Consider the following 19,907-nt stretch of genomic DNA (forward strand, 5'->3'; position numbering starts at 1 on the left):
CCACCCCTGGCCATTCCGACCGCCGGCAGGAGGCATCGTGCCATGCGATCCATCGACGTCGCCATCCTCGGCGCCGGCCAGGCCGGGCTCGCCATGAGCCAGGTCCTCGGCCGTCGCGGCATCGGCCATGTGGTGCTGGAACGCGGCCGCATCGGCGAACGCTGGCGCAGCGAGCGCTGGGATTCCCTGCGGCTGCTGACGCCCAACTGGCTCAACCGGCTGCCGGGCCAGCCCTGGCAGGGTGCCGATCCGGATGGGTTCCTGACCATGGCGGAGTTGGCGGACTGGCTCGAAACCTACGCCAGGCAGGGTGCGGCACCGGTGCAGGCCGGCACCATGGTGCGTTCGGTACGCCGCTTCGGGTCCGGCTATCTGGTGGAGACCAGCCGCGGCGCCTGGATGGCGGGCGCGGTGGTGATCGCCACCGGCCATTGCGACCGGCCCTTCGTGCCCGGCTGTGCGCGCGACCTGCCCGCTGGCGTGGACCAGGTGACCCCTACCGCCTACCGCAACCCGGCCTCGCTGCCGGCGGGCGGCGTGCTGGTGGTGGGGGCCTCCGCCTCCGGCGTGCAGATCGCCGAGGAACTGCGCCGCGCCGGCCGCGACGTGACCCTCTCGGTCGGCAGCCATACGCGCCTGCCGCGCCGCTTCCGGGGCCGCGACATCCTGTGGTGGATGGACCGCGCCGGGGTGCTGACCGACCGGGCGGAAGCCGTGGGCGATCTGCGGCGCGCCCTGGCGCAACCCTCGCTGCAACTGGTCGGCCACCCGGACGGGCGGACGCTCGATCTCGGCGTGCTGGCCCGGATCGGCGTCCGGCTGGCCGGGCGCAGCCTGGGCATCGAGGCCGGCGTGCTGCGGCTGGCGGCGGACCTGCCCGAGACGACGGGCGCGGCCCAGCACCGGTTGGACCGCCTGCTGGCGCGGCTGGACCCGGTGGCCGATGCCGAGGGCGCGCCACCGGAGGCCTGGCCCGCGCCGCTGCCCCCCCTGCCCTCCGGGCCGCAACGCCTGGACTTCGCGGCGGAGCGCATCGGCACCGTGGTCTGGGCCACCGGCTTCCGGCGCGACTACGCCTGGCTGCGGGTGCCGGTACTGGATGCGGACGGAGAGATCCGGCACCGCGGCGGCATCACGCCGGCCGCCGGCCTGTTCGTCCTGGGGCTGCGGTTCCTGCGGCATCGCAGTTCCAGCTTCATCGGCGGCGTCGGGCGCGACGCGGAGGCGCTCGCCGATCCTATCGCGCAACACCTGGCCGACCGCCCGCGCGCGGCGGCCTGAACATGGGAGGCTGAGCCATGCACACGACCATGCAGCGGAAAGCCCGCTATGATGCGGTGGTGATCGGCGCGCGCTGCGCCGGCGCCGCGACCGCGATGCTGATGGCACGGCAGGGCCAGCGCGTCCTGCTGGTGGACCGCGCTGGCTATGGCACGGACGCGCTTTCGACCCATGCCTTGATGCGCGGCGGCGTGCTGCAACTCGCCCGCTGGGGCCTGCTGCGGCGCCTGCAGCAAGCCGGTACGCCGGCCATCCGCACCACCACTTTCCACTACGGAGCGGAGTCGATCGAGGTCGAGATCAAGCCGGATCCGCTGGTACCCGCGCTGTACGCGCCGCGGCGCACCCTGCTCGACAGCGTGCTCGTCGATGCCGCGGCCGCCGCCGGGGCGGAGGTCTGGCACGGGCCGACACTGGTCGGGCTGCGCCATGGGGCCGACGGGCGTGTCACTGGCGCGCGGCTGCTCAGCGCCTCGGGCGCGCAATATGACGTTGCCGCCGGGCTCGTGGTCGGCGCCGATGGCCTGGGCTCCAGCGTGGCGCGGCTGGTCGCGGCGCCGGTGCGGCGCCAGGCGCGCCACGCCACTGCCGCGGTGTTCGGCTACTGGGCCGGCCTGCCGCATGCCGGCAACCACTGGCACTATGCGCCGGGTGCGAGCGTCGGCGTCATCCCGACCAACGCCGGGGAGCACTGCGTCTTCGTGTCCGTCCCCCCTGCCCGCTTCCGCGCCGCCTTTCGCGCCGATCGCGCTGGCGCCTATCACGCGGTGCTGCGGGAGGTCGCGCCGACGCTGGCGGAGGCGGTGGCGGGCGCGCGGCAGGCCTCGCCCCTGCACGCCTTCGCCGGGCGCCGGGGTTTCTTCCGCAAGGCCCATGGGCCGGGCTGGGCGCTGGTCGGCGATGCAGGCTACTTCAAGGACCCGTTGACCGCGCATGGCATCACCGACGCGCTGCGTGACGCCGAGTTGCTGGCGGAGGTGGCCCTGCATGGCACGCCGGCGGCCTTCGCGACCTACGAGACCACGCGCGATGCGCTCTCCCTGCCGGTCTTCGAGGCGACGGATGCCATCGCCAGCTTCGAGTGGGACCTGGCGGGTGTGCAGGCGCTGCACCGCGCGCTCAACCGGGCGATGAAGCCGGAGGTCGAGCACCTGATGGCGCGTGCCGATCACGCATCGGTCGCGATGGAGCACGCAGCATGAACACAAGCCCCCAGCCACCGGACCCCTGGACGCTGACCCTGCGCGGCAAGCCGAAGCCGGGCCAGGTCGCAACCCGCAAGCGCCGCACCGGGCCTCGCGATGTCGAGATGTTCTCCGAGATGACGGGGGACCGGAACCCGCTGCACAACGACCCCGTGCTGGCGGCGCGCGCGCCCTTCGGCGGCCTGATCGTGCAGGGTGGCGTCACCTCCGGCCTGTTGAACGCGGTGGTCGCGGAAGACCTGCCCGGCCCCGGCAGCGTCTTCCTCGGCGTCGAGTGGCGCTTCGTGAAGGCGGTGCGGGTCGGGGAGGAGATCACGGCGGAGGTCGAGGTGACGTCGGTCCGTGACGACAAGCCGATCGCGACCCTGCGCACGACGGTGCGCGATGCGCAGGGCTCCGCCTGCCTGACCGGCACCGCAGTGACCTGGACGGCGCCGCTGCGCGAGACCGGCGGAGCGTCGGGATAGCCGCAGCCGCTTCAGGCCTGCCCGGCCTGGAGCGCCTCCCGACCCTCCGCGACACCCGCCTCGCGCAGTCCCTGCACGAAAAGCTCGACCAGGCTGGCTTCGGCGCAGAAGAAGAAATCCGAGCGCGCCATCGCGATCGAGTAGTCCGGCTGCTTCTCCAACAGTTCTCCCAGCGCCTCCCGCGCCGCTGCCCGGTCCCGCTTCAGGCCGAGCGCCGCGGCCAGGATCGCGTAGGGCCAGTGCTTGGCATTCGGCACCCGCCTGCCCTGCCGCGCCAGGTCCACCGCGGCATCCAGGTCGCCCAGTGCCAAATGCGCCAGCGCCCGCATCGCGTGAAAGCTCGACAGATGCGGATCGCGCGGGCTGAGGTCGGTTGCGCGTTCGAGGCAGGCGCTGGCTTCCTCGTGCCGGCCGCAGAACACCAGCGTGAAGCCGAGCGCGAACCAGGCCTGCGCGAAGCTCGGGTTCAGCGCGATCGCCTGCTCCAGCAGGGCGACCGCCTCCCGGTAGTCGCGCCGGAAGGCGTGGGCGCGACCGAGCACGCACAGGTTCATGCAATCCTGGTCGTCGAGCGTCACCGCCACGCGGGCCTCCCGCATCGCTTCATCGAGCAGCGCGGGACGCGCCTCGGGGGGACCGAGCACCGCGCTCTGCAGGTGGACATAGGCCAGCGCGCCATGGGCGCGGGCGAAGCCCGGGTCGATCTCGATGGCGTGGCGGAACATCGCCTCGGCTTCCGTCATGCCGGGCGTGGTGAAGCCCCACAGGTGCCAGAGGCCGCGCTGGTAGCAGTCCCAGGCATTGAAGTCCTCGGGCGGCCGCCGTGCGGCGGCCTCGCGTTCCAGCCGCGCCAACTCGGGTTCGATGGTGGCGGCGATCTGCTCCGCCATCGTCGCCTGGATGTCGAGGATCTCCGGCAGCGCCAGCGCGTGCGTGTCGGACCAGAGCTGCTCGCCGGTCTCGGCCGAGACCAGGTCCGCAGTGATCCGCACGCGCTCCCCCCGCTTCGCCACGCTGCCCTGCACCAGGTAGCGCACGCCGAGCGCTGCTCCGATGTCCTGGGGCGTCTGCACGCTGCCGGAGAACCCGGCGCCGGAGTGCCGGCTCAGCACCTCCAGCCAGCGATAGCGCGCGAGCTGGCGAATGATGTCCTCGGTCAGCCCGTAGCTGAAATACTGCGCGTCCTGTTCCGGGCCGATCGTCACGAAGGGCAGCACCACGATGGACGGCCGGCCGGTTGCGGCGCGCTGGGCCGGCAGCGCGGTGGCCAGCCGCGTGGGGATCGTTGCGGGCGCCGGGTCGGCAGCAGGCTCCGGCGCTTCGTCGGGCACTTCCTCGACCTCGGCGACGAAGCGGAAGCCGCGCTTGTGGATGGTGCGGATCACGGCCTGGCGATCGCCATCGTCGCCGACAGCCTTGCGCGCCGCGTTGATGCGGCTGCTGAGCGCGGCCTCGGAGACGATGCGGCCATTCCAGATCGTGTCGAACAGCTCATCCTTGCTGACGACGCGGTCGCGGTGGCGCAGCAGGTGGACGATCAGGTCGAAGACCTGCGGCTCGACATGCAGCGGCGCCCCATCCCGGCGCAGTTCCTGTCGTTGGAGATCGACCTCGTGCCCGGCGAAGGTCATGCGCATCGCCATCCTCCCCGACCGCGCGACACATACCCGCGTTCGGTTTCATGCCGCCTGCTGCGCCGCAACACGCTGACGCGTCCGCGAAGCGGATGAAGGGGTCGCCACGCGGCGTCCGCGGGTATCGCCGAAATTGCCAGCACATCTCAAGGCAAAGCTCAGCCGGCCCGCAAGCGCGCCGTGCGCCGTGCCGCCAGAAGAAGGGCGCCGCACCGATGCGGCAGCCCGTTTCCTGGAGCACGACCATGCAGATCGACCCCACGCCGGGCACCCGGCATCGCACCGCCCTCGGCGGGCTGATCGCCACCTGGCGACGCCGCAGGCACGGCCGGATGGCCCTTGCGGCCATGGATCCCCGCCTGCTGCGCGACATCGGCCTCTCGCCCGAAGCCGCCTCGACCGAAGCCCTGAAGCCCTTCTGGAGGGCCTGACCCGTCAGGCCGACCGCTGGGCCTGCCCCAAGGGAGCCATTCCCATGACCACCCTCGTCCTGCCCCGACCGCCCCTGGCGGCTGGCAGCGCCTTCCGCCCGCGTCCTGCGCCGCCAGCGGCGCAGGCCGATGCCATCCGATCCGGCGTGCCGCTCGGCATCGCCGCCGCCGTCGCCGCCGCAACCATCTGGGGCGGCGCGCTGGCGATGACGCGTCTCGGCGTGTCGGGCGCCGGTACGCTTGCGGCGCACGACATCGCGATGCTTCGCTTCGTGGGCCCTGCCCTGGTGTTGCTGCCGGTTCTGCTGCGCGCCCTGCCGAAGTTGCGCGCCGCGGGCGCCTGGCCGCTGCTGCTGCTCCTGGCCGGCGGCGGCGCCCCCTTCGTGCTGGTGGCCGGCCACGGGCTGCGCGTGGCGGAGGCGGCGGAAGCTGGCGCACTGCTACCCGGCACCGCGCCGCTTTGCGTGGCCGTCGTTGCCGCGCTTCTCGGCGAGCGCTTCGGCCGGCTGCGCCTGCTGGGCTTGGCGTTGATCGGCTTCGCCATCGTGGCGGTCGCGGGACCGGCGCTGGCCGAAGGCGCTGCGGAGGCACGCGGCGGCCATGCCCTGCTGCTGGCGGCGGCCATGCTCGCCGCGGCCTACACGCTGGCGCTGCGGCGGGCCGGGCTCAGTGCCTGGGAGGCCACCGCCTTCGTCAGCGTGGCGTCCGTGGTGACGCTGGGCCCGATCTACCTGCTGGTGCTGGAGCCGGGCATCGCGGGTGCATCCTGGCGGGAGATCGCGGTGCAGGCGACCTACCAGGGCGGTGTCTCGGGCGTCATCGCGCCCGTTGCCTTCGCGACCGCGGTGACCCGCCTCGGCGCGGTGCGGGCCGCCGCCTTCGGTGGGCTGAGCCCGGTGGCGGCAGCGCTGATCGGCTTCGTCCTGCTGGGCGAGATGCCGGGACCGGCGACCGCGCTGGCATTGCTGGCGGCCAGCCTTGGCGTCGTGCTGGTCAGCCGTCCCGCGGCCCGTACACCGTAGCCACCACATCACGTGCCGCTGACCGCCGGCATTTCTTCTTGTCGGCACGGGCCGCGTCCGGCACCGTGCCCGGGACGTGTCTTGCCTGCTGCACACCGTGCTCGCGCATGCATCGCAGAGGGTTGGACGATGGCGAAGGCTGAACAGCCTGCCGTGCAACAAGGGCCCATGCGGCTGCGCGGGGCCAGGGTTGGGCCGCCATGGCCGTAGCCCTGATCCTGGTCCTGGTTGCCGTCGGGTCGGTGGTGTTCCACCTGCTCAGCCCCTGGTGGTGGACGCCGATCGCGTCCAATTGGGACTACATCGACGCGACCATCACCATCACCTTCTGGATCACCGGCGCCGTCTTCGTCGCCGTCGTGGTGTTCATGGCCTATTGCGTCTTCCGCTTCCGCAACACGCCAGGCCGACGTGCCGAATACGAGCCCGAGAACAAGCGGCTGGAGGTCTGGCTGACGGTCGCGACCGCGCTTGGCGTCGCGGCGATGCTGGCGCCCGGCCTGTTCGTCTGGCACCGCTTCGTCACGGTGCCTGCGGATGCGACGGAAATCGAGATCGTCGGCCAGCAATGGCAGTGGAGCTACCGCCTGCCCGGCGCCGACGGGGTGCTCGGCGCGGTGGACACGCGGCTTGTCTCGCCGGACAACCCGCTGGGCCTCGCGCCCACCGACCCGGCCGGGCAGGACGACGTGATCATCCAGGCGGAGGATCTTCATCTGCCTATCGGGCGACCCGTGAAGGTCCTGCTGCGCTCGGTCGACGTCCTGCACAATTTCTACGTGCCGGAGTTCCGCGCCAAGATGGACATGATCCCGGGCTCGGTGACCTATTTCTGGTTCACGCCCACCCGCACCGGCAGCTTCGACGTGCTCTGCGCCGAGCTCTGCGGCACCGGGCACGCGGTCATGCGCGGCCGCGTCGTCGTGCAGACGGAGGAGGAATATCAGGCCTGGCTCGGCGGCCAGCGCCGCTTCGCGCAGGTCGCCGCGGACAAAAGGTGAGAAGACCAGCCGACCCGGCGAGCCCGTGGTGTCGGGTCGCCGGCCGGCAGGGAAAGGCGAGCTGATGAGCGAGATCGCGCAAGGCCCCGGCGGCCTGATCCCGGAGGCCGAAGTCCCGGAGATGGAGCTGCCGCACCCGCATGGCTGGTGGAGCACCTATGTCTTCAGCCAGGACGCCAAGACCATCGGCATCCAGTATTCGCTGACCGCGATCGCGATCGGGATGGTGGCGCTGGTGCTGTCCTGGCTGATCCGGCTGCAGCTCGGCTTTCCCGACACCTTCACCTTCATCGAGCCGCAGGCCTACTACCAGTTCATCACCATGCACGGTATGATCATGGTGGTGTACCTGCTGACCGCGCTGTTCCTTGGCGGCTTCGGCAACTACCTCATCCCGCTGATGCTCGGCGCGCGGGACATGGTGTTCCCCTTCGTCAACATGCTGAGCTTCTGGATCTACCTGCTGGCCGTGCTGGTCCTGGTGGCCAGCTTCTTCGTCCCCGGCGGTCCCACCGGCGCCGGATGGACCCTGTATCCGCCGCAGGCAATCCTGTCCGGCACCCCGGGGCGGGAGTGGGGCATCGTGTTGATGCTGCTCTCGCTCTGCCTGTTCATCGCCGGCTTCACCATGGGCGGTCTGAACTACGTGGTGACGGTGCTGCAGGCTCGCACCCGCGGCATGACGCTGATGCGCATGCCGCTGACGGTCTGGGGGATTTTCGTCGCCACGATCATGGCCCTGCTGGCCTTCCCGGCCCTGTTCGTCGGCGCCTTGATGATGCTGCTCGACCGCCTGATCGGCACCAGCTTCTTCATGCCGACGCTGATCGAGTTCGGCGAGCGGCTGCGCCATGGTGGCGGCAGCCCGATCCTGTTCCAGCACCTGTTCTGGTTCTTCGGCCACCCGGAGGTCTACATCGTGGCGCTGCCGGCCTTCGGCATCGTCTCCGACCTGATCAGCACGCATGCGCGCCGCAACATCTTCGGCTACCGCATGATGGTCTGGGCAATCGTCATCATCGGCGCGCTCAGCTTCATCGTCTGGGCGCACCACATGTATGTCAGCGGCATGCATCCGTGGTTCGGATTCTTCTTCGCCACCACCACGCTGATCATCGCCATCCCGACCGCGATCAAGGTCTACAACTGGCTGCTGACGCTGTGGCGCGGCAACATCCACCTCAATACGCCGATGCTCTTCGCGCTCGGCTTCATCGTCACCTTCGTCAATGGCGGGCTCACCGGGCTGTTCCTAGGCAATGTGGTGGTGGACGTGCCGCTGTCGGACACGATGTTCGTGGTGGCGCATTTCCACATGGTGATGGGCGTCGCGCCGGTGATGGTCATCTATGGCGGGATCTATCACTGGTACCCGAAGATCACCGGCCGGATGCTGGACGAGACCATGGGGAAGATCCACTTCTGGATCACCTTCCTCGGCGCCTATGCGATCTTCTTCCCGATGCATTATCTCGGGCTGCTCGGCGTGCCGCGGCGCTACCACACCATCGGCGAGACCTCCTTCGTGCCGGCCTCGGCAGGTGATCTGAACGCCTTCATCAGCGTCGTCGCGCTTGTGGTGGGCGCGGCGCAGTTGCTGTTCCTGTTCAACCTGGCCTGGAGCCTGCGGCATGGTCGGCCGTCCGGGCCTAATCCCTGGCGTGCCACGACGCTGGAATGGCAGACGCCGGAAACGCCGCCGGGGCATGGCAACTGGGGCCCGGCGCTGCCCGTGGTGCATCGCTGGCCCTATGACTATTCCGTGCCCGGCGCGCCGGAGGATTTCGTGCCGCAGAACCAGGCCGATCCGCCGCCGGCGCATGAGGCGAAGGGACTTGCGACATGACGGCGACGCTGCTGCTGCTCGGCGTGCTCGCGGCTTTCGCGGGATGGTGGCTGGTGCGGCAGGGGATCGCGAGCCGGCCGTGGCTCGAAGTGGGGCCGCTGGAGGTGGCCTCGCCGCGCGGCGCGGTGGCGCTGCCGGCGGCGAAGATCGGGCTCGGCGTGTTCATCGGCGTGGCCTCCGCACTGATGGTGCTGCTGCTCAGCGCGTATTCGATGCGGATGGCGCTGCCGGATTGGAGCCCGCCGCCGCAGCCGTGGCTGCTGTGGGTGAACACGGCGGTGCTGATTGTCGCGAGCCTGGCGCTGCAATGGGCGATGCGCGCGGTGCAGCGTGGCGACCGGCAAGCAACGGGTTCCGGCCTGCTCCTGGGCGGCGTGGCAGGCCTGGCCTTCCTCGCCGGGCAGCTTGCGGCCTGGCGGGAACTGGCGGCGGCAGGCTACGTGCCGGCCGGCAACCCGGCCGACGCCTTCTTCTATCTCATCACCGCCGTGCATGGGCTGCACCTGCTCGGCGGGCTGGTGGCGCTGGGCAGGACCGGCGCAAAGCTGCGGCGATGCGTGCCGGATGACAGGCTGCGACTGAGCGTGGAGCTCTGCGCCGCCTACTGGCACTTCCTGCTGCTGGCCTGGATCGTGCTGTTCTTCACCCTCGCCTTCTCGCCCTCGCTCGACTGGCTCGTCGCGATCTGCACCGCCCCGTTCAGGTAGGACCGGCCCATGAAGACCGCACCGCTGGATGCCGCCGCCGCTGCCCGGCCCCTCGGCTGGCGCGGCGTGGTGGCGGACTGGTCGTCGGACCAGCGCGCCTTCAAGGGGGCGTCCTGGGGGAAGATCATGATGTGGATCTTCCTGGTCAGCGACACCTTCATCTTTGCCTGTTTCCTGGTGGCCTACATGACGGTGCGGGCCTCCACCACCATCCCCTGGCCGAACCCCAGCGAGGTCTTCGCGCTGGAGGTGGCGGGCACCAATTTCCCGCTGCTGCTCATCGCCATCATGACCTTCGTGCTGATCAGCAGCAGCGGCACCATGGCCATGGCGGTGAACTACGCCTATCGCCGCGACCGGAGGAAGACCGCGGCGCTGATCCTGCTGACTGCATTGTTCGGAGCCGCCTTCGTCGGGATGCAGGCCTTCGAGTGGTCGAAGCTGATCCACGAGGGCGCCAGGCCATGGGAGAACCCCTGGGGTGCCCCGCAATTCGGCGCGGCCTTCTTCACCATCACGGGCTTCCACGGCACGCACGTGACGATCGGCGTGATCATGCTTGTCATCGTCGCGCGCAAGGTCTGGCGGGGTGATTTCGATCATGGGCGGCCCGGCGGCCTCACCGGACGCAGGGGCCGCTACGAGATGGTGGAGATCGCCGGCCTCTACTGGCACTTCGTGGACCTGGTCTGGGTCTTCATCTTCGCGCTGTTCTATCTTTGGTAGGAGACGACCCATGGAGGCGACCCACGCCACCACACCGGCGGCGACTCCTGAAGGCCAGCAGCACCCGGTCCGCATCTACCTTGTGGTCTGGGGCTGGCTGTTCGTCCTCAGCCTGTTCTCCTACCTGGTGGATTACTTCCAGTTCCAGGGCCTGCTGCGCTGGACGCTGATCCTGCTGTTCATGGGCCTGAAGGCCGGGCTGATCGTCGCCGTCTTCATGCATATGGCGTGGGAGCGGCTCGCGCTCGCCTACGCCATCCTGCTGCCGCCGGTTGCGGTCCTGGTCTTCGCCGCGCTGATGCTCATCGAATCCGACTACACGCTGTGGATGCGTCGGACCTTCCTCGGGACGGGAGACTGATATGGCAATGCACGTCGTCAGGATCGGGAGGATCGCGTGACACGCGCCCCGCCGGTCCGGCGGCTCAGCAACCGGGCCATCATCGGGCTTGGCCTTGCGCTCTGCATCCTGGTCGCGGTTGTGCTGGCCTGGCTGTTCGGCGCCGTCTGACTGCCGTGCGGCCAGCCCCGTGACTTGCGCCGGAACGCCGCGCTAGAACCCGCTTCATGCTGGATGCCGCAAACGCCCCCACGGGCGTCCCCGCTGGGCTCAACGCGCTGGAGGCGCGCCTTCGCCAGGATCTTGGCTGGCTGGAACTGCCGGCCAGGCCCTGGGTGCCTCCGCGGCGCCATGCGGGGCAGGACGTCACGGATGTGGTGGTGATCGGTGGCGGCATGTGCGGGCTGGTCGCCGCCGTGGCGCTGCGCCTGCTCGGCATCGACAACATTCGCGTGCTGGACCGGGCGGCGGCGGGGCAGGAAGGCCCCTGGGTGACCTATGCGCGGATGGAAACCCTGCGCTCCCCGAAGACGCTCACCGGACCGGCGCTGGACCTGCCGGCGCTGACCTTCCGGGCCTGGCACGAGGCGCAGCACGGGCCGGCCGCCTTCGCCGCGATGGGGAAGATCCCGCGCGGCATGTGGATGGACTACCTGGTCTGGTACCGGCGCGTCATGGGCATCGAGGTCGAGAACGGCGTCGAGGTCACGCTGATCCGGCCGGAGACGGAGGCGTTGTTCACGCTGGAGACCAGCGCCGGCCGCATCCCGTGCCGCCGCGTGGTGCTGGCGACCGGGCGCGATGGGCTGGGCAGTGCCTGGCTGCCGGAGATCGCCGCCCTGCTGCCCCCTGCCCTGCGCGCGCATTCGCGCGACGACATCGACTTCGCCGCCCTGGCCGGCAAGCGGGTCGGCGTCGTCGGCGCTGGCGCCTCGGCCATGGACAATGCTGCGGCGGCGCTGGAGGCCGGCTGCGCCCGGCTCGACCTGCTGGTACGGCGACCGGCGCTGCCGTGGGTGAACAAGTTCACCGGCATCGGCAGCCCCGGCGTGGTGCATGGTTTCGCCGGCCTGCCGGACGACTGGAAGTGGCGCTTCCTGAACCTGGTGCTGCGCAGCCAGACGCCACCGCCGCGCGACAGCACCCTGCGCGTCTCCCGCCATCCGCACGCGCATCTACACCTGGCAAGCCCGGTCCAGGATCTCACGGTGCAGGACGGCGTGATCCGGCTGGAGACTCCCGCAAAGGTGCTGGAGCTTGATTTCCTGATCTTCGCCACCGGCTTCCGCGTCGCCTTCGAGACGCGCCCGGAACTGGCGTTGCTCGCGCCCTATATCCGCTTTTGGGGCGACCGCTTCCAGCCTGCGAAGGGCGAGGAGAACGAGGAGCTTTCGGCCTCGCCCGACCTCGACGCCGCCTTCGCCTTCCAGGAGAAGGTGCCGGGCACCTGCCCTGCCCTCGCCCGGCTGCACTGCTTCAACTATCCGGCGACGCTGAGCCACGGCAAGCTCTCGGGTGATATCCCGGCCGTCAGTGCCGGGGCGCAGCGGCTGGCGCAGGGCATCGCGCGTGCGTTTTTCGTTGAGGATCGCGACATCCACTACGCCACGCTGGAAGCCTATGAGACGCCCGAGCTTCTGGGCGACGAGTGGCCCGACCGGTCGTGAGAGGAGAGACAGGCTTGCCCGACCTCATCGACAGCCTCCTCGGCCTCGCGCCGGACAGCAAGCTGGGGGCACTGCGCCGCCGGCGGCCGGAGGCGCTGCGCCATGCCGAGGGCGCGCATCGCGAATTGCTGCTGCCGGAGGATCCGGGCGGGCTGAGCCGGGCCGACCGCGCCGCCCTGGCACTGCGCGTGGCGCGACGGGAGGGCGATGCGGCGCTGGCCGCGCATTACCAGGGCCTGCTGGATGCGGCCGGTGGTGTTCCCGAGGATGATGCGCGGCTGGCTGCGCTGCTGTGCTACGCGGACACAGTGGCGGCGGCGCCCGAGGAGACCTCGCGCGACGATATCGACGGGCTGGTGGCGCTTGGCCTGTCCTCGCGCGACATCGTGGCGGCCACGCAGCTCATCGCCTTCGTGCCCTACCAGGTGCGCGTCATCGCCGGGCTGCGCGCGATGCTGGAGGAGACGACGCTATGAGCCGCTTCACGCTGAAGCCTGTCGGCTGGCGCCCGCGCCTCGCCCCGGTGAAGGCCGAGAGCGCGACGCCGGCGCAGCTTGCCGCGTTGGAAGCCTGCCCGCCGGCGCAGCGGCGTTCGACCTATTTCCTGACGCTGGCGCATGACCCGGGCTCGCTTGGCGAGCGCGGCGCGCTGTTCAACATCGTCATGTACGCCGAAGGCGGCCTGCCGCGCGCGGACCGGGAGCTGTCGACGGCGGTCGTCTCGATGGTGAATGGCTGCGTCTTCTGCACCTCCGTCCATGCCAGGCGCTTCGTCGAGTTGACCGAGGACGAGCCGGCGATGCAGCGCCTGCTGGACGAGGGCTGGGCGGGTGAGTCGGACCCGCGCCGGAAGGCGATCGCCGATTTCACGGAGGCGCTGACGCGTGCGCCGGGACAGGTGACGTCCGCGCATCTGGCCCCGCTGCGCGCGGCGGGGCTGGATGAGTTGGAGATTCTCGACCTGATCCACTCCGTCGCAATGTTCGCCAATGCCAACCGGCTGATGCTGACGCTGGGCGATCCGCTGCTGCCGCGGGGCTGACAAGGCGGGTCGGCAGCGCCCGGCCCCCTCACCCAACCCTCTGCCCCCATCCGGGGGGAGAGGGCTCTTGCGGGTACCTCAGTTCACCTTCGCGCCGGAGATGCGCACCAGTTCGGCGTGGCTGGCCATTTCCTCGCGCAGATATTGCGCCAGGCGCTCCGGCGCGCCGCCGCCGTCCAACGCCATGCCGGCACCTTCCAGGCGGCGCCGCGCCTCGGGGTCGCCCAGGATATCGTTGGCCAGCGCATTTAGCCGCGACACGATCGTCGTATCCGCCCCGCGCGGCAGCATCAGGCAGAACCAGGTGCCGAAGGCCAGGCCGGGCATCCCGAGTTCGGCCGCCGTCGGCACGTCCGGCAACTGCGGCACGCGATTGGGCGACACCACCGCCAGGGCTCGCGCGCGGCCGCCGGTGACCAGCGGCTGGGCGCCGGTGACCAGGTTGAACATCGCCTGGATGCGCCCGGCGATCAGGTCCGTGGTCGCCGCTGCCGGCGCGGCATAGGGCACATGGGTCAACCGCGTGCCGCTGCGCTGCCCGTACAACTCCGCCGCCAGGTGCATGGAGGAGCCGTTGCCGGTGGTGCCGTGGTTGATGGCGCCCGGATTTGCCTTGGCGTAGGCGGTGAACTCAGCAAGGCTCTGCGCCAGGAAGTCGTTGTTGACGATCAGGATGTTCGGCACGCTGCCGAGCAGCACCACCGGCACGAAGTCGCGCTGCGGGTCGAACGGCATGTCGCTGTACATGGCCGGGTTCGTCGCCATGGTGCCGGCCCAGGTCCACAGGATGGTGTAGCCATCCGGCGCCGCGCGGGCCGCCGCGGTGGCACCGACATTGCCGGCGGCGCCTCCCCGGTTCTCGATGATCACGCGCTGCGGCAGGCGCTTCTCCATCTCCTGGGCGAAGATGCGGGCCAGATTGTCCGCGGTGCCGGCGCCACCGGGGGCGGGCACGATGATGCGGATGGTGCGCGATGGCCAATCGCCCTGAGCCCTGGCTGGCGCCGCCATGGCCAGGGCGGAGCTGGCCAGCAGGATGCGGCGGGAAATCGTCATGTCTCCAATCCTCCGTTGCCGGAAGCCTAGGCGATCCCGCTGCCGGAGCAAGCCGCAAGCGCTTCCCGCCCCGGCCAGCGGGTGCGAGGCTGCGCCATGCGGCGGATGGATGGATGACATGCCTGGATGGACCAAAACCCCGTGCGGATGCGCGTGCTCGGCGCCGACGCCATCGGTCCGGCCGAAGCCATCCTGGCCGCGTCGCGCGGGCATGACGTGGCACTGTGGTCGCCCTCCGGCCGTGGCACGGCGGGCATTGCCGGAACGCTGACCGCGGAGGGGGCGCTGGACCGTACCGTGCCGGTGCGTGTCGCCCACGGGCTGGCGGCGGCGCTTCAGGGCGCGGAGGTCGCCCTGCTCACCGTGCCCGCCTATGCGCTGGCCGACCTGCTGCCGCGTATCGCGGCGGCGGCGCCACGCAGCCTGCTGCTTTCGATGGCGCCGGCCGCCGCGCTGGCGCCGCTGGCCTACGAGACGATGCGAGGGTCGCTGGGCCCGCGCGCGCTGGTCGGGGCGATGGCGACCACGCCGATGACGGCGTGTCGCATCGCACCGGACCGGGTGCGCATCCCCGGCATTCGTGCCGCGGTGGATGTGGCCGCCGTGCCGTCCAGCACGGCGGCGGAGATTGCGGTGCTGGCGACGGCGCTGTTCGGCCGCGGCTATCCCAGGGCGCCGAATATCCTGCAGCCCGCGCTGGCCAACGCCACGCGGATCGAGCGTGGCGAGGCCTGGTCGCAGTACGAGTTGATGACCGAGGCTTCCTGCCGCCTTCGGGCTGGAGGTGCCGCCCTGGCGGAGTCCCTGCATCGCGCCAGCGTCCCCCGGGGGCCGCTGCACGAGATGGGCCAGGCGGTCGCCGCGACCGGCCGCGTTGTCGCCGGCCCGCCCAGTATGGAAACGCGCTACGTGACGGAGGACGTGCCGGATGGCTTGGCCTTCTACCTGTGGCTCGCCGGGGGCTGTGGCATCGCGATGCCGGGGACGGAGGCGACTGTGACGCTGCTGGAGACGCTTTGGCACCGCGACCTGCGGGGCAACGCGCTGCTGGCGCCGCTGGCTGGGCGGTATCTGGAGGCGATGCTGCGCGACGGCGTCGGCCGCTGCGCATCAGGCGGGCCGCGCATAAAGTAACGGGGCTGGTACTCCGCGGGCGTGCAGGCGGCACGGCTTCCGTCGATCCAGCCGAATTGACGACCTGCAAGCCACCCGTCGCAGTCTACTCGAGACGCGTGTTGTGCCCTTTGCAGCCGGCGGCAGCCAGGACGTGGTGGCACGGCTTTCGTGCGGGAGGCGCCGCAGACCGACAGCCAGAATGGCGAGGTCGAGAACCGGGCCGGTGCGGGCGGAAAGCCTCGGGCGGAGTCCGTGGCGTGCGCTGCACCTGATGGCACCACATGTTGGCCCACCACCATTTGACAATTGACCATCTCGGGGCTGTAGGCTGCCGGCTATCCTACAACCCGATCGTCGACCTCGCGCCCATCCTGCACCGGTCGAACCGCCAAGTGGCGCTGCTGGTGGCGCCTGACCGGCCGGTGGTCGACGTGGGCACGCTGCGTGAACCGCGCAGGCGCCGGCCACAGCCCCTGCCCTACGCCAGCACCGGCATGCGCACCGAGACGCGCTTCCTGGCCATCGCTAATGTACCAACAATGATCAGGGCCCGCGTCATGGATTTCGAGGCTTCGATGTGGACTGGCCTTGCTGCCCCCGCGGCCCCACCGGCGCCGGCCGGCGAGCGCTGACCTTCAGGGTTCATGCAGACGTTGGAGACGGATTTGGTGAAATCCTGATTACCGCAACTGGGAGGATGGCGCGAGACCTACACAGTTCGGGGCGCTGGCGGGGCAGGATCTGGCTCGCTGAACGCAGCTTACTGTGCCGCTGGAGGTCAAGCCGCATCGAGGCCACGCAGCCCATCAGCCATTTTGGGTCGAAGCGACACATGACGGGCCTCTCGGGACGGCTGTTTCCACCCGGCGCCCAGCGGGTCACTGGCAATCGGAACGGAAGATTTGTAGAGGAGGCTGCATTGCGTAGGTACGGTCGCCTTATCTCAGGAACTTGAGCCACAACTCCGGTTGAGCCAGCAGCGGCCCAGATGCTCGAGCCGCAGGCTGCCGCAACAGCAAATAGGCGAGGGTCTGCCCCTCCCCGTCGCTTGCCATCGAGGCCAGCAAGGGTTTGCAGATCACAGAGAGCAATAATCTTTGGAAACCACGCCAAGCTGTCCACGCCCTTTTTCATTCTCTAGATTGCGTTCGAACCATGATTCACCTCTTCGGCGCGGGAACTGGCCGCAATTGGGCGGCGGCACAATCAGGACAACATGGATGCATCCATGTTGTCCTGAACAGCAACCACCACACGGAGCAGGGAAGTCAGGGAATGCAGGAATAGAAAGAAAGTTTTGGAAGGATGCTTCCCGCCGTGCGGACTGGACTGAAGTCCATGATCGAGCGACATGGATGCATCCAACTGCATCGCGGCGCGCAAGCGGCTGAGACGGTCAGTAGGGGTTTCTTGGAGGCGTTCGCGGTGTCTCGGGAGGGGCACGCCTCGTCTTCGTCTACCTGACGAAGTGTGGGGGCACTTGGATTGCTTCAGTGCCAGCCATTTGGATGCATCCATGCAACAGCAACCGCGAATCAGCCTCTTTCCATCGAGCTGAGTCTTCCGCGCCACCGCGAAAGGTGGCACAGCGGCCGAAGTCAGGAGCAGGCATGTCAGGGCAACCAATGCGCATGGCCGATACTTTCCACCAAATCGCAGAAGTGCTGCGTTCGACTCAGCGCGCGGCGATCGAAATGGAAAATGCGCCCGATAAGCGCAAGCGCCTGCGCACCTTCTCTGCGCCCGAGGCGGCGGCACTGCTGGAGGTTTCGCAGAAGGTCTTGCGAGCCGCCGTCGGTGTGCCTGGTCGTCCGGCGCCGCCGCGACTTGCATTTGAGGACCTTCAGCGGGCGAGATTGGTGCTCAATGGGCCTCGCGTGTTGGGTGGCAACGGGCAGCGGCTCCCGACGGTGGTTTTCACCAATTTCAAAGGTGGTTCCGCAAAGACAACCAGCAGCGTTCACTTCGCGCAGTACATGGCGCTGGCTGGCTATCGCGTTCTGGTGGTGGACCTGGACAGCCAGGGCAGCGCCACCGCGCAGTTCGGGCTGGATCCTGCAACGGAGGTCGAACGGGAGAACAGCTTTGCGGCGTGGACGCACGGCCGGGATGTTGGTGTGCCGGTTCTCGGAGCCTCGCTTTGCCAACCTACCTACTGGCCGACCATCAACTTGGTCGCGGCTGGGGCCGTTCTGGCAGAGGCCGAGGAGAGCCTGTCCCGTCGGGCGGCTTCGGGTAAGCCGGAGGCCACCCTATATTTTGAGGAACTCGAAGCCTTCCTTGCGACCGTTGTGGGCCAGTTTGACCTGGCCGTGGTCGATACGCGGCCGGACGTGAACATGCTGATGACAGCGGCCCTCCACGCGGCGACCGGCATCATCGTGCCGACGCGCGCAACGATGACGGATCTGGCCTCGACCGGGGAGTTCTTCAGCCATCTGGCTGGATATGTGGCGGATTACCAAGCGGGGTTCGGCAAGGGGCTCGATCTGGTGTTCAGCAGGATCCTGGTCAGCGCGTTCGACCCGTCCGATCGGAGCCAGGAAGCCCTGCTCGAGTTGCTCCGGGAGCGGTTCGGTGATGCCGTCCTGCCGAGCCCCTTCCTGAACTCACGCGTGATGGGGACGGCGGGGTTCGGCAAGGAGACCCTGTACGAGTATGAGCCGACGACAGACCGCGCCGCATACAATCGGGTGCTGGCGAGCGCCAACGCGGTGAACAAGGCGATCGAACAGGAGTTGATCAGGGCGGCCACATTGGCAGTGGCCGCGGGGGAGGGCGTGACGTGACACAACGATCCAAGTTCGGGGCCCTCGCGCAGGCGGTGAAGGACCAGGCGGCGACTGCCTCGCGCGGGCTGCCAGCCGCGGGTGCAGACGTGGAACGGGCGGCCGGGAGATCGGACTCCCGCACGCCCAATGCCGTCGGGCTCCACAAGCCGGCCGTGGCGCTTGGCGCCCTTGCCGAAGGCCTGCGTGAGCGCGTCACCCGCCTGGAGGCAGAATTGGCCCAGGCGGCGGGCCGGAACACTGACCTCGAGCGTGCGCTCGGCCAAGCCAGGTCGGCAGCGACCAAGGCCGGCGACGCGGTCGACGAATTCGTCTTTCTTGATCCCTCGCAGATCCGGGACGAACTGCCCCGGGACCGCTTGCCGGGTGCCTTTTCGGGGGACGAGTTTGAGGACCTGCTCGCCGACATTCGTGAGAATGGCCAGAACGACGCGATCACCGTCCGGCGCTCCGAAAATGGCCTCAGCTTCGAGGTGGCCGCAGGGCGCCGCCGCCTGGAAGCCTGCCGGCGCCTCGACCGGCCGGTGCTTGCGCGGGTCCGCGGGCTGGACGACCCGGCGATGCTCCGCGTGCAGTTCTCCGAGAACGAGCGCCGCGAGGACATCTCCGCGCTGGAGCGGGCGCGATGGTTTGCGGCGGTGCGGGCAAAGCTCGCCCTGCCGTCCAAGGACGTCGCGGCGCAATTCGGCCTGGATCCATCGACGCTGAGCCTCTACCTCCGGCTTGCGCGGTTTCCGGATGAGATCGTCGGCCGCCTGCGTGAGCCACGCCGCCTGTCGGTTCTGCGCGCCAGACGCGTGATGGAAGCGTTGGAAGCGGACGCCCAGGCGCTTCGGCGGATCGTCGACGCCATCGACGCCCATGCGCGCGCCGCCGAAGGCCGAGGAACCACACCTGATCCGGAGGAGCAGGTCGAGGTGCTGGTGCGTGCGGCAGAAGGCAGGGCAGGGGATCGCCCCGGTATTCGGGCAGCACTTCCGGAACGCCGGCACGTCGTGCACCGCGGCCGGCGTGTCGGCACGCTCACGCGAAATGGCGGACAGTGGGTGTTCCGCTTCGCGACCTCGGTTGGCGAGGATGTCGTCCAGGCCCTCGCGGATCGGATTGGTGACCTCGTTGAGGAGGTGGAGAGGGCCAGTCAGCGGCCGTCCTGAGCCGCTGTTGCGCCGGCCGGGCGAGCAGTCGCAGGCAGTACGGCATTGGTCCGCCCGCCCCGGGCCAGGGCCGCTGGACGCCGAGGTAGACATCCGCCGGCCTCCGCTGTTGCGAGCCGGCGCCCTGCGGTGCTGCGTGATCGCGCGGCCTTCGCGAGCGCGGGAAGCTGCGCTCTGTCAATCTGCATCCTGCCGGCATGATTGCAAACCGGTTCGCGCCGCCGCTGGCTACCCGCGTGTCGCCCGGACGTGGTCCCGCACCTCCTTCCCTGACCAAAGGTCAGTTGATGGCGCCTCGTTCCCGCGTTGGCGCCAGGTTCCGTTCCTGAATCATGGCTGTCGGCCACCCAGAGCCGACTTGCGACCAATCGTTACGGAGCCAGGTCCTGGAGACGCAAAGGTCCGTCCGTGAGGCCCGGCGCT

General features: G+C 69.6%; 19 protein-coding genes. 17 read left to right on the forward strand and 2 right to left on the reverse strand.

Annotated elements, in window-relative coordinates; genetic code table 11:
- Positions 1-42 precede the first annotated feature (42 nt).
- Genes ACFHPP_RS11905 through ACFHPP_RS11915 form a run of 3 tightly spaced genes read left to right on the forward strand, consistent with a single transcriptional unit; the run spans position 43 to position 2,953 of the window.
- Complete coding sequence (locus ACFHPP_RS11905) at positions 43-1,281, forward strand: NAD(P)-binding domain-containing protein (RefSeq protein ID WP_437163458.1); 1,239 nt, start codon at positions 43-45, stop codon at positions 1,279-1,281.
- A gap of 17 nt (positions 1,282-1,298) precedes the next feature.
- Positions 1,299-2,483, forward strand: a complete 1,185-nt coding sequence (locus ACFHPP_RS11910) for an FAD-dependent oxidoreductase (protein WP_437163459.1) — start codon at positions 1,299-1,301, stop codon at positions 2,481-2,483.
- Positions 2,480-2,953: a MaoC family dehydratase gene (locus ACFHPP_RS11915; protein ID WP_437163460.1), complete on the forward strand. Its 474-nt coding sequence runs from the start codon at positions 2,480-2,482 to the stop codon at positions 2,951-2,953. Before ACFHPP_RS11910 ends, ACFHPP_RS11915 begins: the two co-directional genes overlap by 4 nt.
- Before the next feature lie 11 nt (positions 2,954-2,964).
- Here the strand turns inward: ACFHPP_RS11915 and ACFHPP_RS11920 are convergent, their stop codons facing one another.
- A complete protein-coding gene (locus ACFHPP_RS11920) occupies positions 2,965-4,590 on the reverse strand; it encodes a winged helix-turn-helix domain-containing tetratricopeptide repeat protein (protein ID WP_437163461.1) in 1,626 nt (541 codons plus the stop codon).
- A gap of 242 nt (positions 4,591-4,832) precedes the next feature.
- Between ACFHPP_RS11920 and ACFHPP_RS11925 the strand changes: the two genes are divergently transcribed.
- The 10 genes from ACFHPP_RS11925 (at position 4,833) to ACFHPP_RS11970 (ending at position 13,369) form a co-directional block, all read left to right on the forward strand.
- On the forward strand, positions 4,833-5,018 hold the full coding sequence (locus ACFHPP_RS11925) for a DUF1127 domain-containing protein (RefSeq protein ID WP_437163462.1): 186 nt from the start codon (positions 4,833-4,835) through the stop codon (positions 5,016-5,018).
- A gap of 44 nt (positions 5,019-5,062) precedes the next feature.
- Complete coding sequence (locus tag ACFHPP_RS11930; RefSeq protein WP_437163463.1) at positions 5,063-6,040, forward strand: EamA family transporter; 978 nt, start codon at positions 5,063-5,065, stop codon at positions 6,038-6,040.
- A 200-nt stretch (positions 6,041-6,240) separates the two neighbouring features.
- Entirely contained in the window at positions 6,241-7,041 is an 801-nt protein-coding gene (gene coxB, locus ACFHPP_RS11935) for a cytochrome c oxidase subunit II (protein WP_437163464.1), read from the forward strand.
- A gap of 64 nt (positions 7,042-7,105) precedes the next feature.
- Complete coding sequence (gene ctaD, locus ACFHPP_RS11940) at positions 7,106-8,887, forward strand: cytochrome c oxidase subunit I (RefSeq protein ID WP_437163465.1); 1,782 nt, start codon at positions 7,106-7,108, stop codon at positions 8,885-8,887.
- Positions 8,884-9,594, forward strand: a complete 711-nt coding sequence (locus ACFHPP_RS11945) for a cytochrome c oxidase subunit 3 (protein ID WP_437163466.1) — start codon at positions 8,884-8,886, stop codon at positions 9,592-9,594. The genes ctaD and ACFHPP_RS11945 overlap by 4 nt, the downstream gene beginning before the upstream one ends.
- 9 nt (positions 9,595-9,603) lie before the next feature.
- Positions 9,604-10,320, forward strand: a complete 717-nt coding sequence (locus ACFHPP_RS11950) for a heme-copper oxidase subunit III family protein (RefSeq protein ID WP_437163467.1) — start codon at positions 9,604-9,606, stop codon at positions 10,318-10,320.
- A gap of 10 nt (positions 10,321-10,330) precedes the next feature.
- Positions 10,331-10,681, forward strand: coding sequence for a cytochrome C oxidase subunit IV family protein (locus ACFHPP_RS11955; protein WP_437163468.1), 351 nt, complete (start codon positions 10,331-10,333; stop codon positions 10,679-10,681).
- A 206-nt stretch (positions 10,682-10,887) separates the two neighbouring features.
- A complete protein-coding gene (locus ACFHPP_RS11960; protein WP_437163469.1) occupies positions 10,888-12,327 on the forward strand; it encodes an NAD(P)-binding domain-containing protein in 1,440 nt (479 codons plus the stop codon).
- Between the two features lie 14 nt (positions 12,328-12,341).
- Complete coding sequence (locus ACFHPP_RS11965; RefSeq protein ID WP_437163470.1) at positions 12,342-12,803, forward strand: CMD domain-containing protein; 462 nt, start codon at positions 12,342-12,344, stop codon at positions 12,801-12,803.
- Positions 12,800-13,369 carry a peroxidase-related enzyme gene (locus ACFHPP_RS11970; RefSeq protein WP_437163471.1) on the forward strand — a complete coding sequence of 190 codons (570 nt, stop codon included), beginning with the start codon at positions 12,800-12,802 and terminating at the stop codon, positions 13,367-13,369. The genes ACFHPP_RS11965 and ACFHPP_RS11970 overlap by 4 nt, the downstream gene beginning before the upstream one ends.
- A gap of 78 nt (positions 13,370-13,447) precedes the next feature.
- Here the strand turns inward: ACFHPP_RS11970 and ACFHPP_RS11975 are convergent, their stop codons facing one another.
- On the reverse strand, positions 13,448-14,425 hold the full coding sequence (locus ACFHPP_RS11975; RefSeq protein WP_437163472.1) for a Bug family tripartite tricarboxylate transporter substrate binding protein: 978 nt from the start codon (positions 14,423-14,425) through the stop codon (positions 13,448-13,450).
- A 126-nt stretch (positions 14,426-14,551) separates the two neighbouring features.
- Here ACFHPP_RS11975 and ACFHPP_RS11980 point away from each other — a divergent pair, with 126 nt between their 5' ends.
- From ACFHPP_RS11980 to ACFHPP_RS11995, 4 genes are all read left to right on the forward strand, one after another.
- Complete coding sequence (locus ACFHPP_RS11980; protein ID WP_437163473.1) at positions 14,552-15,559, forward strand: NAD/NADP octopine/nopaline dehydrogenase family protein; 1,008 nt, start codon at positions 14,552-14,554, stop codon at positions 15,557-15,559.
- Between the two features lie 263 nt (positions 15,560-15,822).
- Entirely contained in the window at positions 15,823-16,173 is a 351-nt protein-coding gene (locus ACFHPP_RS11985) for a hypothetical protein (RefSeq protein WP_437163474.1), read from the forward strand.
- 999 nt (positions 16,174-17,172) lie between these two features.
- A complete protein-coding gene (locus ACFHPP_RS11990; protein WP_437163475.1) occupies positions 17,173-18,330 on the forward strand; it encodes an AAA family ATPase in 1,158 nt (385 codons plus the stop codon).
- The gene (locus ACFHPP_RS11995) at positions 18,327-19,484 is read left to right on the forward strand and encodes a ParB/RepB/Spo0J family partition protein (protein ID WP_437163476.1); all 1,158 of its coding nucleotides are present in this window, start codon (positions 18,327-18,329) and stop codon (positions 19,482-19,484) included. Before ACFHPP_RS11990 ends, ACFHPP_RS11995 begins: the two co-directional genes overlap by 4 nt.
- Positions 19,485-19,907 lie beyond the last annotated feature (423 nt).

The sequence above is a fragment of the Falsiroseomonas sp. E2-1-a20 genome (assembly GCF_051433195.1).
Lineage (GTDB): Bacteria > Pseudomonadota > Alphaproteobacteria > Acetobacterales > Acetobacteraceae > Falsiroseomonas.